The sequence below is a fragment of the Kocuria sp. genome (assembly GCF_030536815.1).
GTDB lineage: Bacteria > Actinomycetota > Actinomycetes > Actinomycetales > Micrococcaceae > Kocuria > Kocuria gwangalliensis.
This window is the reverse complement of the sequence record NZ_JAUNPE010000090.1, coordinates 1-2,566: the sequence shown is the minus strand read 5'-3', so window position 1 is coordinate 2,566 and position 2,566 is coordinate 1. Positions and strand designations below refer to the sequence as shown.

Here is a 2,566-nt window from a genome sequence, read left to right as displayed (position 1 = left end):
ACGCCTCGAGCTGGGGCACCGCGTCAACAACCCGACATCCGGCGCCGTCGCCCGATGTGCGGGTTTCCGTAAGGAGGGGACGGAACGCGGGAAGTTCCTCATCAACGGTGAGCGCATCGACGTGGACATCTACGGGCGGCTACGGGCCGATCCGTTCCCGACGTTCGAACCGATTTCGAAGCTCACGACGTCGGTCATATCGTCCTCAGCGAGGTCGGGGTAGTGGGTGTTCAGCGCCTGATGCAGTTCCGCCAATGACGCGAAGCCGTCACGTCGAGCCTGCTCCACGGTGAGCTCGCGGTAGCTGGTCTCAACGACAGACGTGACAGTCGCATCGATCGTGACCACTTCGCCGTTGCCCTTCTCAAAAACAATCTGGGCGGGCCCGGGGTGAAAAGGGTCATCAATGCGAATGGTCTGGCGTTTGGAACCGTCGCGGATGCTCGCCTCGTAGCCCTCCCACATATAAATCTTCTGCGGCTGCTCAACCGCATTCCAGTCACAGGCGTAGGGCAACAGCTCCGAGACCGGCACGGCCTTGAGGCCACTGCTGTCTCGAACGACGCACTGAATCGCTGGGTCGAGGTTGAGTAGCTCTTGCCGGCATTTTCCGCACGGGGAGATCACCCGCCCGGTGGCCCCGTGGACAGTCGTTATGGCGCTGATCGGGTCGTCAAGGCAAGCTGCCGCGTGGGTGGACAGCGCGAGGCTTTCATCGCACTGTCCGCCAAGGACGTGAGAGGTCTTGAGCCCGAGAACCGTACGCCCCGAGCGCGTGAGGAGAGCGGTTGCAACCGTGTGGTCGCCATTGTCGTTGTCGTTGACGGCATGAGCGGTAGCCGCCTTGACCAGGTCACGGAGGGAGTTGGTAAGCACGAATCCAACCTAGCAATAGCGTATTGGGCCTCGCAGATTCCCGGCGTGCTGCGCAACAGCGCTGGTCATTCTCCCGTCGGACGCTGCCGGTTCGCCTTGATCTCGGAACGCCGGTGTTTGCCCGCGAGCCGACGGCGCTCGGATCCGCGGGTGCGCCGGGTGGCCCGGCGGGCGGGAGGAGGAGGCGCCAATGCGTCCCGCAGCATCTCGGCGAGCCGCTGCCGGGCGAGGGCTCGATTCCGGATCTGCGCACGCTGCTCGGACGCCTCGACGGTGAGGACGGTACCGGAGAGCCGGTGCGCGAGATTCTGTATCACCCGTCGCTGCTGCGAGGCGCTGAACACGCTCACACGCGCGAGGTCCACGGACAACTGCACCTTGCTATCGGTCGTGTTGACTCCCTGCCCTCCCGGGCCGGATGAGCGAGCGAATTGCTCCGTGAGATCCGCAGCGGGGATGGTTAATCCGTTGGGGATCCCGGGGCCGGGTTCAATCTTTAGTCCGCCCATGTCATGAGCCCGGGCATCGGTGTTCCGGCGGATATGACTCGCTTCTTCTGGAGGAGAGGCGCCCCCGGATCCAGAAGATCGAGAGATATTTGCCCATTGACAAAGTATAGGTGGCACTTTGGCGAGTTGTTGTTGAGCGCCACTCAGGGGCAGAAAACGAAATCCTTGGCAGCACGGAAAATTTCAAGCCCGAGTCCCGGTCTCCACATCGTCCCTTGTGAGTGACCACCTGAGGTGGAAGGGTCACGCATTATCCGAAGGGAAATAACCAGTCAAGATGGCTGACTGGGATTTTTCGGGACTTGATGATCGGCTCATTTTCAATGATCTCCGGTGCAGCGCCTAAAGATGTGGACCATTGTCGAGGTTATATCACGGGATATGATCAAGGCATGGTGAATCAAGTGCGCGAGCTACGTGAGGCCGCCGGCCTCAGCCAGGCCGAACTCGCCAGGCGCTCAGGGGTCGCCCAACCAAACATCGCCGCCTATGAATCGGAACGGCGGAGGGCATCGGCTGGGATGCTCCAGCGACTCCGTGCAGCCACCAGGCCACTGCCACACGACGCTCTCGCAGCCCACAGTGACGAACTCATCAATTTGGCTGGCAACTATGGGCTGAGCAACATTCGGGTTTTTGGGTCAGCCGCTCGAGGAACGGATGGGCCCGACAGCGACCTGGACATATTGGTCTCCCGCTCGGCAGGTGTCGGGCTCCTGGCAATCGCTGCCTTCGCAGCCGAGGCCAGTGAATTACTCGGTGTCGAAGTGGACGTTGTGACTGACGGTGGACTGTCGGCTGATCACGAAATCCTGTCCGCAGCTATCGCGATATGAATATGCGTGATTCCCAGGCTCTGAGGGAAATTATCCGGCTGTGCGGTGTGGGTGAGAATCTTGTATCGCGTGGCCAGGCTTGGTTTCAGGGGGATCCCGACAACGTGCCTGGACTGGCAGCGGAGTCTCTCATTATCAAGATCGGAGAGAATGTTGCGCGTCTGTCGCTCGAAACGACGCAGGAGCACTCCGGCGTGCCGTGGTCGTTGATCAAGCGTATGCGCGATCGCTTGGCACATCATTACGAGGGCACCGATCACGGTGCTGTCTGGGACACACTGGTCTTCGACCTGCCAACGATTCGTGACTATATCGAGTCGATCGTGGGGAAGTGACCTCGCACCT

4 protein-coding genes are annotated in these 2,566 nt (G+C 61.0%); 2 read left to right on the top strand and 2 right to left on the bottom strand.

Features of this window, described 5'->3' with window-relative positions; translation table 11 throughout:
• Positions 1-129 precede the first annotated feature (129 nt).
• Both Q4E95_RS08960 and arfB read right to left on the bottom strand, forming a co-directional pair.
• Positions 130-876 carry an ASCH domain-containing protein gene (locus tag Q4E95_RS08960; protein ID WP_303382977.1) on the bottom strand — a complete coding sequence of 249 codons (747 nt, stop codon included), beginning with the start codon at positions 874-876 and terminating at the stop codon, positions 130-132.
• A gap of 65 nt (positions 877-941) precedes the next feature.
• Positions 942-1,385, bottom strand: a complete 444-nt coding sequence (arfB, locus tag Q4E95_RS08955) for an alternative ribosome rescue aminoacyl-tRNA hydrolase ArfB (protein WP_303382976.1) — start codon at positions 1,383-1,385, stop codon at positions 942-944.
• Between the two features lie 305 nt (positions 1,386-1,690).
• On the opposite strand from arfB, the gene Q4E95_RS08950 reads away from it, so the two are divergent.
• Complete coding sequence (locus Q4E95_RS08950) at positions 1,691-2,221, top strand: helix-turn-helix domain-containing protein (protein WP_368660320.1); 531 nt, start codon at positions 1,691-1,693, stop codon at positions 2,219-2,221.
• A gap of 2 nt (positions 2,222-2,223) precedes the next feature.
• Positions 2,224-2,556: a DUF86 domain-containing protein gene (locus Q4E95_RS08945; RefSeq protein WP_303382974.1), complete on the top strand. Its 333-nt coding sequence runs from the start codon at positions 2,224-2,226 to the stop codon at positions 2,554-2,556.
• Positions 2,557-2,566: the final 10 nt, after the last annotated feature.